The organism is Streptomyces antimicrobicus (assembly GCF_020532625.1).
Taxonomy (GTDB): domain Bacteria; phylum Actinomycetota; class Actinomycetes; order Streptomycetales; family Streptomycetaceae; genus Streptomyces; species Streptomyces antimicrobicus.
In genome coordinates, this window is the sequence record NZ_JAJAUY010000208.1 from 1 (window position 1) to 7,718 (window position 7,718).

Here is a 7,718-nt window from a genome sequence, read left to right on the forward strand (position 1 = left end):
GGCCACGGCCGCCACCAGCGGACCGGTGCCGCTCGGGGCCGGGCGACGGGCCCTGCGGGCGGTGGCGATCGCCGCGACGCTGCCGTACATCGCGCTCAAGCTCGCGTGGCTGTCCGGGAGTCAGCTCGGCATACCGGAGGGGAGCCGGCTGCGCGAGTCCGGCCCGCTCCTCCAGGCCGTCAACGGCGTGACGGTGCTCATGGACGTCGCCCTCGTGGTCCTCGTCCTGGCGCTGACGCGCCCCTGGGGGCGGCGCATACCGAGCTGGCTGCTGCTCGTGCCCGCGGGCGTGGCCAGTGGTCTGCTGACGCCGATCCTGACCGCGTTCCCGACGCAGCGGCTGCTGCGCCTCCTCGGAGCGGGCACCGACCCCGCCGCGGCGGCGGCCCCGCGCGAACCGTTCCTCGACGACTGGGTGTTCACCGTCGTGTACACCGGCTTCTCCGTGCAGGCGCTCGCGCTCGCCGGACTGTTCGTGCCCTACGCGCGGGAGCGCTGGGGGCACCTGTGGCGGCGCCGGACCGGGATGTCGGGCGGGCCGCGGGCGCTGGCCGTGGCCGCGGCGGTGGGCGCGCTCGTCGCGGCCGGGACACAGATCCACTGGGCCCTCGGCGGCACGGCCGGGCTCACCCCGGCCCTGGCGGCGGACCGTACGACGGACACGGCGATCGTGGGCACGGTCCACGCGCTGTGCGCGCTCGCCGCTGCCGCCGGCGCGCTGCTGCTGGCCTTCGGGTGGGCGCGGAGCGCGAGGACGCCCCTGGCGCTGGCCTGGGTGGGTGGCGCGGAGGCGCTGAGCTGGGGCGGCTGGCTGTTCCTGGCCGCGCTCATACCCGGGAGCGATCCCGCGAAGGAGGCGACGGCGACCCTGCAGCTCACCTACGCTGGCCAGATGATCACAGGAGTCCTGGCCGCGGCCGTCCTCACGCGGTTCCTCACCGCCCGCCGCACCGGGTGAGGCGGCTGCTGGGAGCCGAGGCGTGGCGGCGCTGGGCGCACCTGGTGCTCGGTGGGGCCCTGCTGATGCCCTACTTCCTCCTCGCCTCGGTCCTGCTGGCGATGCTCGGAGGCCCCGGGGACAGCCTGGCCTCCCTGTCGGCCATGCTGACCGCCTACGCGATCGCCCTCCCGCTCGCGACGGTGAGCGCGCTGCTCCCGCTGGTCCGGCCGCTGGCGGTGGCCGGCGTACGGGCCCTGGGCGGGGTGCCGGTGGCGGGGCTGGCCGAGGGCCCGGCGCGGTCCTGGGCGGAGCGGGGGCGGACCTCGGCCTGGTGGACCCTGCACCTGGGACTAGGGGCGCTGGTCAGCGGGCTCAGCCTGGCCATGCCGCCGATGGCGGGCCTCCTGCTCGCGGCGCCGCTGCTCGGCCGGGAGCGCCGGGTGGAGCTGGGCATGGGGTGGTTCGCCGACGGGAGTCGGCTCTGGACCGCTCCGTTGGCCGGGCTGCTGATCCTGGCCGTCGTGGTCGGGTGCGCGGCGGTCGCGGGGGCGCTGCTGGCACGGGCCGTGCCGGTGCTGCTCGGGCCGAGCACCGCCGACCGGCTGGCGGCGGCCGAGGAGCGGGCGGCCGACCTCGCGGTGCGCAACCGGCTGGCGCGGGAGCTGCACGACGCGGTGGGCCACGCCCTCAGCGCGGTCACCCTCCAGGCGGTCGCCGCGCGGCGGGTGCTGGACCGCGACCCGGAGTTCGTCCGGGAGGCCCTCGCCGCCATCGAGGACACCACCCGGCGGACGGTGGGCGAGCTGGACACCGTGCTGGGCCTGCTGCGGGACGGGGACGCGGCCCGGCCCGACGCGGCGCCCGCGCCGACCCTCGGCGCGGACCTGGCCGGGCTGCTCGCCCGGACCCGGGCGACCGGCGCGGCCGTGACGGCGTACCAGGACCCGGGCCCGGTCGGGAGCTGGGAGGCGCTGCCGGCGATCGTCTCGCGGGAGGCGTACCGGATCGTCCAGGAGGGACTGAGCAACGCCCTGCGGCACGGGGCCGGAGGGCCGGTGGAACTGCACCTCGCGGTGCGGGAGAAGGAGGAGACACGTGTACTGGAGATCGTCATGACCAACGTGCCCGCCGCCCCCGGTGGCGGCCCGGCAGGGCGCGGCGGCGGAGGCCGGGGGTTGCGCGGGGCCGGCGAGCGGGCCGCGCTGCTCGGCGGCAGCGTCGAGGCCGGGCCCGACGTGGGCCGGTGGCGGCTGCGGGCCGTGCTGCCGCTCGGGGGAGGGGGCCGATGAGCCGGCCGCCGCTGCGCATCGTGCTCGCCGACGACGAGCGGATGGTCCGCACCGCCCTGCGGGTCATCCTCGACGCCGAGCCCGGGCTGGAGGTCGTCGGCGAGGCCGCCACCGGGGCCGAAGCCGTCTCCGCGGTGCGGTCGCTGGAGCCGGACGTGGTGCTCATGGACGTCCGGATGCCGGAGGTCGACGGCATCCGGGCCACCGGGCAGATCCTCGCCACCATGGCCGCCCCGCCCCGGATCCTGGTGGTGACCACCTTCGACAACGACTCCTACGTCTACGAGGCGCTGCGCGCCGGAGCGGCCGGGTTCCTGCTCAAGCGGGCCGACCCGGAGGAGCTCGTCGGGGCGGTGCGGCTGGTGGCCCGCGGCGACAGCCTGCTGTTCCCGGCCGCGGTGCGGGCCCTGGCCGACTCCCACGCGGCCGCCGCCGGCCCGGCCGCCGGCTGGGTGGGCCGGCTGACGGAGCGGGAGGCGGACGTGCTGCGGCTGATGTCCGCGGGGCTGTCCAACCACGAGATCAGCGAGCGGCTCGGGGTCGGGCCGCAGACCGTCAAGTCGCACGTCGCCGCGGTGCTGGCCAAGACGGGCTCGCGGGACCGCACCCAGGCGGTGATCGCGGCCTACGAAGGAGGCTTCCTGAGGAAGGGACGGTGAGCGGCGCCGAGGACCGGGAGATGAAGAAACGCTGAGAACTCGGCCACAATCGGGGCAGAGCGGAACGGAAGTGGAGGCCGCGTCGTCCTCCAGGGGGATGAACAAGACGATCAGGCGTGCGTCGGTCTTCTGCATGCTCCTGGTGCTGGCCCTGCTGGTGCGGGTCACCTGGGTGCAGGCGTACCAAGGCCAGGCCCTCGCAGACGACAAGAACAACCGACGGAACACCATCGCCAAGTACGCGAACCCGCTCGGGAACATCATCGTGGGCGGGCAGGCGATCACGGGCTCCACGGCCACCGGAGGCAAGGACTTCGCGTACAAGCGGACGTACACCGACGGCCCGCTGTACGCGCCGATCACCGGGTACAGCTCCCAGGCGTTCGGGGCGAAGGGCCTGGAAGGGGTCTACGAGGGGATCCTCAACGGCAGCGACCACCGGTTGCGGACCTTCATGGACATCCTCACCAACAAGCGCGCCGACCCGGGCAACGTGCTGACCACGATCGACCGTGACGTGCAGAAGGCCGGCTACGACGCGCTGGAGGGCAAGCAGGGCGCGGCGGCCGCCATCGACCCGGCCACCGGGGAGATCCTCGCGCTCGTCAACAACCCGTCCTTCGACCCCGGCCGGATCACCGGCGCCAACGACAAGGCCGCCTGGGCCGAGCTCTCCGCCGACCAGGGCAAGGCGATGGAGAACCTGGCGCTGCGCAAGCCGCAGGCGCCCGGTTCCACGTTCAAGCTGGTCACCATGGCGGCCGCGCTGGAGAACGGGATGTTCTCGTCCATCGACACCCCGACCGGTGTCAAGGACCCGTACATCATCCCCGGCACCACCACGCCGCTGCGCAGCGAGGCGGCGACGCCGGCCTGCAACAACGTTTCCCTGCGCACCGCGCTGCGGCTGTCCTGCAACAACGTGTTCGCGGAGGTCGCCTCCAAGCTCGGCCAGGACAAGATGCGGGCGATGGCCGAGAAGCTCGGCTTCAACATGAAGATCGACACCCCGGTCCGCACCGACCCGCCGAGCAAGTACCCGACGAAGAAGATGTCGGTCGACCAGGTCGCGCAGACCGGCATCGGCCAGTTCGACGTGCAGGCGACCCCGCTGCAGATGGCCATGGTCACGGCCGCCGTCGCGGGCGGCGGCAAGCTCGTGAGCCCGCACATGGTCTCCGACGTCACCGACTCCGGCGGCAACGTCCTCGACAGCATGCGCAACGCCCCCTCCACCCAGGTGATGAGCGAACGCACCGCCTCGATGCTCCGCGACGCCATGCGCACGGTCGTCAGCGAGGGCGGCGGCAAGCCCGCCCAGGTGCCCGGGGCCGAGGTGGGCGGCAAGACCGGCACGGCCCAGCGCGGCGTCAACAACAGCCTGCCGCCGCTCGCCTGGTTCACCTCGTACGGCAAGCTCAACGGCAAGCAGATCGCCGTCGCCGTGGTGATCGAGAACTCCGACACCGACCGCTCCGAGATCGGCGGCGGCAAGCTCGCCGCGCCGGTCGCCCAGAAGATGATGGAGGCGTGGCTGAAGAAGAAGTAGCTCCTTCGCCGTCGCACTCCGGCCACCCGTCCAGGGCGCCGGGCACGCCCCGGGAACCGCGCCGCGGTCCCGGGGCGTTCTCCTCCCCATGATCCGAACCGCGACCGCCGCCGACCTCGACGCCATCGCCGCCCTGCACCGCCGGGCGCGCGCCACCTACTACGAGGGCCACATACCGGAGGAGGCCTACGCCGGCGAGGCCGAGCTCGCCCGCACCCGCGCGGGCTGGTCCGCCGCCGTCGCCCGCCCCGACGGCATGGTCCTGTGCGCCGAGCGCGACGGCCGGCTGGCCGGGGTCGCCGCCTTCCGCACCGACGCGGAGGGGACCACCCTCACCCAGCTCCACGTCGACCCCGACCAGTGGCGCCGCGGCACCGGCACCGCGCTCCACGAGGCCTGCGTCACCGCCTGGCGCCGCGCCGGGATCACCCGGGCCCGCCTGGAGGTCTACGAGCACAACCTGCGTGCCCAGGCCTTCTACGCCCACCACGGCTGGCGCCCCGACCCCGCTGCGCCCGTCCGCTCCGGCTCCCACCGCACGCTCTGGCTGACGGTTGCGCCGCCGCCCACGGAATGAGACGGTCCGGCGCGCGGTTGTGAGGGGGGCCGTCGCAACCGTGACACCGGAAGAGAAGAAGGAACATGCGCGTCGAGATCTGGAGCGACATCGCCTGCCCGTGGTGCTACATCGGCAAGGCCCGGTTCGAGAAGGGGCTGGCCGCGTTCGCCCACCGGGACGAGGTGGAGGTCGTGTTCCGCTCGTTCGAGCTCGACCCGCACAGCACCCCCGGGCGGACCGCGCCCGTCGTGGAGATGCTGGCCGAGAAGTACGGGCGGACGCTGGACGAGGCCCGCGGCATGGAGGAGCACGTCGCCGCCACCGCCCGCGCGGAGGGCCTGCCGTACAGCACGGAGGGCCGGCTGCACGGCAACACCTTCGACATCCACCGGCTGCTGCACCTGGCCGCCGCCCGCGGCCGCCAGGACGAGCTGCTCGACCTCGCCTTCCGCGCCAACTTCGCCGACGGCAGCGGCGTCTACGACTCCGCCACCCTGCTCCGCCTCGCCGTCGCGGCCGGCCTGGACGAGGCGGAGGCACGTGACGTCCTCGCCGACCCCACCGCCTACGCCGACGCGGTCCGGGCCGACGAGCGCGAGGCGGCCGAGCTCGGGGCCCACGCCGTGCCGTTCTTCGTCCTGGACCGGCGTTACGGCATCTCCGGCGGCCAGCCGGCGGAGGTCTTCACGCAGGCGCTGGACCAGGCCTGGGCCGGCCGCGCCGTCACCGAGGCCGCCCCGGCCGCGGACGCCTGCGAGCCGGACGGCGCCTGCGCGGTCCCGCAGGCCTGAGCGAGCGGGTCCCACGGCTGTGCCGCCTGGCGGCCGTCCATAAGGATCCCTTGAGGGTCGCACGCAAAATCAGGCAATGGACTTTGAGTGGCGGCTGCGTCAGAGTGAAGACATGGATCTTCGTCTCGCCGATGCGGCCGCCACCGAGTTCGCCCCCACCACCGCCTACCTCAACACCGCCACCAGCGGGATCCTCCCGCAGGCCGCCGTCGCCGCCGTGCGGGAGACGGCCGAGGCCGCCGGTTCGGCGACGGGCGGCGGCCACGACGCCTTCGCGCTGGTGGACCGGGTCCGCGAGCGCTTCGCCCGGCTGGTCGGGGTCGCCCCGGACCGGGTGAGCGCCGGATCCGCCGTCTCCACCCATGTCGGCCTGATCGCCGCCTCCCTGCCCGCGGGTGCGGAAGTGCTGTGCGTGGAGGGGGACTTCGCCTCCGTGATGAACCCGTTCGTGGTCCGGGGCGACCTCCGCGTGCGCTTCGCGCCGCTGGAGTCCGTCGCCGACGCGGTGCGCCCGGACACGGCCCTGGTCGCGCTCAGCGCCGTCCAGTCCGCCGACGGACGCCTCGCCGACCTGGAGGCCGTGCGCGAGGCCGCGGCGGCCGCCGGGGCCCGGGTGATGGTGGACGCGACGCAGGCGGCGGGCTGGCTGCCGTTCGACGCGTCCGCGTACGACTACACCGTCACCGCCGGCTACAAGTGGCTGCTGGGGATGCGCGGCGCCTCGTACCTGACGGTGTCCGAGGAGGCCCAGCAGACCCTGACGCCGCTGCACTCGGGCTGGGTCAACGCGGCGTCCAAGTGGGACGCCACGTACGGGCCGATGCCGGAACTGGCCGCCGACGCGCGGCGGTTCGACGAGTCCCCGGCGTTCCTGTGCTACGCCGCCGCCGAGCACGGCCTGGGCCTGCTGGAGCGGGTCGGGATCGAGGCGGTGCGGGCGCACGACACCGCGCTCGCCGCCCGCTACCGGGCGGGCCTGGCCCGGCTCGGGTACGAGCCCGTCCCCGGGTCCTCGCCGATCGTCTCCGTCCCCGGCCTCGCCGACCGCCAGCCCGCCCTGGCCGCGGCCGGCATCCAGACCGCGGCCCGCGCGGGAGCGCTGCGGGCCTCGTTCCACCTCTACACCACGGAGGCGGACGTCGACCGCCTCCTGGCCGCCCTGGCGGAGTGACCCGGACCCGTCAGCCGGGGAAGGAGAAGTAGAGCGCCTCGCTGTAGAAGGAGGCGAAGTGCCGCTGCCAGTCGGCCCGGACCGAGGCCAGCCACTCGTCGTTGCGGCCGGCGACGGCGGCCTCGGCCCGGGCGACGGCGTCGGGGATGTCCTCGGACACCAGGCGCCGCACGCTCGCCGCCGGGTCCTCGCCCGTCATCGAGACGATCTCCCCGGTCTCGAGGAGGAAGTACGCCGCCCGCTGCTTCTCGAGGTGGGCCGTGGTCCTGGCGACGCACTCGGCGAACTCGGCGTCGTCCTCCAGACCCTTGCCGACCGCGCCCAGGAGGTCGCCGAGCAGGGCCGCCCCCTCGGCGTAGTCACCGGCGATGCCGATCGGAGGGTTCCAGATCATGGACGGGACGATCGCCGTACCGCGCCCTACCATGAGCTGGTGCGCGAGCGGGATGTCCCAGTTGTGCTGAGATATGCATCGGATCTGCTGGGGGATCTCCACGTCGTTCGGCAGCGAGTCCGCGGAGTAGAGATAGGAACGGTTTGCCATGCCGACGACGCTAACACCGGGCACCGACAACCCCGTTCCCCTGCCGCTCTCCTGACGCCCGACCAGGCGGGCAGGGCCCCGGCCGGGGGCCCGGGCGGGCGCTGACCGCCCACTACCGCGCCGCCCACTACCGCGCCGCCCACTACCGCGCCGCCCACTACCGCGCCGCCCACGACTGGCCCGCTCGGGGGCCGCGCACCGGGCTCGTCGCCGGGC

8 protein-coding genes are annotated in these 7,718 nt (G+C 74.6%); 7 read left to right on the forward strand and 1 reads right to left on the reverse strand.

Features of this window, described 5'->3' with window-relative positions; genetic code table 11:
- From LG632_RS28835 to LG632_RS28865, 7 genes are all read left to right on the forward strand, one after another.
- Positions 1–958: hypothetical protein (locus LG632_RS28835; protein ID WP_308109383.1), on the forward strand; the 958-nt coding region annotated here is incomplete at its 5' end.
- Positions 955–2,229 carry a sensor histidine kinase gene (locus LG632_RS28840; RefSeq protein ID WP_374203627.1) on the forward strand — a complete coding sequence of 425 codons (1,275 nt, stop codon included), beginning with the start codon at positions 955–957 and terminating at the stop codon, positions 2,227–2,229. The genes LG632_RS28835 and LG632_RS28840, both read left to right, overlap by 4 nt.
- Complete coding sequence (locus tag LG632_RS28845; RefSeq protein WP_226730734.1) at positions 2,226–2,888, forward strand: response regulator transcription factor; 663 nt, start codon at positions 2,226–2,228, stop codon at positions 2,886–2,888. The genes LG632_RS28840 and LG632_RS28845 overlap by 4 nt, the downstream gene beginning before the upstream one ends.
- Positions 2,889–2,985: 97 nt before the next feature.
- Positions 2,986–4,437 carry a peptidoglycan D,D-transpeptidase FtsI family protein gene (locus tag LG632_RS28850; protein WP_226730736.1) on the forward strand — a complete coding sequence of 484 codons (1,452 nt, stop codon included), beginning with the start codon at positions 2,986–2,988 and terminating at the stop codon, positions 4,435–4,437.
- 88 nt (positions 4,438–4,525) lie between these two features.
- Positions 4,526–5,014 carry a GNAT family N-acetyltransferase gene (locus LG632_RS28855; RefSeq protein ID WP_226730738.1) on the forward strand — a complete coding sequence of 163 codons (489 nt, stop codon included), beginning with the start codon at positions 4,526–4,528 and terminating at the stop codon, positions 5,012–5,014.
- Between the two features lie 65 nt (positions 5,015–5,079).
- Positions 5,080–5,787, forward strand: coding sequence for a DsbA family oxidoreductase (locus LG632_RS28860; RefSeq protein ID WP_226730739.1), 708 nt, complete (start codon positions 5,080–5,082; stop codon positions 5,785–5,787).
- A 112-nt stretch (positions 5,788–5,899) separates the two neighbouring features.
- Positions 5,900–6,958, forward strand: a complete 1,059-nt coding sequence (locus LG632_RS28865; RefSeq protein ID WP_226730741.1) for an aminotransferase class V-fold PLP-dependent enzyme — start codon at positions 5,900–5,902, stop codon at positions 6,956–6,958.
- Between the two features lie 10 nt (positions 6,959–6,968).
- Here the strand turns inward: LG632_RS28865 and LG632_RS28870 are convergent, their stop codons facing one another.
- Positions 6,969–7,502, reverse strand: coding sequence for a DUF7822 domain-containing protein (locus LG632_RS28870; protein WP_226730743.1), 534 nt, complete (start codon positions 7,500–7,502; stop codon positions 6,969–6,971).
- Between the last annotated feature and the right edge of the window lie 216 nt (positions 7,503–7,718).